This window comes from Enterococcus sp. C76 (assembly GCF_040886985.1).
Taxonomy (GTDB): domain Bacteria; phylum Bacillota; class Bacilli; order Lactobacillales; family Enterococcaceae; genus Enterococcus_B; species Enterococcus_B lactis.
Genome location: NZ_JBFOEY010000063.1, coordinates 1 through 343 on the forward strand (window position 1 = coordinate 1; position 343 = coordinate 343).

Genomic DNA, 343 nt, shown 5'->3' on the forward strand with positions numbered 1-343 from the left:
CGTCATAATCACATTTTCATAGTCAATTTCTGTCTTTTCAGAAGCTTTCGCTTCAATTTCTTTTTCACTAGCAGTATATCCTAATGCGCTAATTTTGCTTGCTTTAGAAATAATACAATTATCTTTTAACCCTTCAATAACTACTTCATATTCTTTATGGTCGTCTTTTGTCAAAAATTCTTTAGGGATTGTTAATCCAATCATTGTCGGAATGTCCTTCAACTTATATTCTAATTTTTTTACAGTCCGTTTAGTTTCCTTCTCTCGTATATTCAAGGAAATAGCATAAGTTTTGAAATTATTACAATTTTTATCATATACGTCTACTCGATTCAGCCATAAT

The 343-nt window shown here is 29.7% G+C and carries 1 protein-coding gene; it reads right to left on the minus strand.

The window, feature by feature from the left end; translation table 11 throughout:
• Positions 1-204: hypothetical protein (locus tag AB3I00_RS14765; RefSeq protein WP_368025635.1), on the minus strand; the 204-nt coding region annotated here is incomplete at its 3' end.
• Positions 205-343 lie beyond the last annotated feature (139 nt).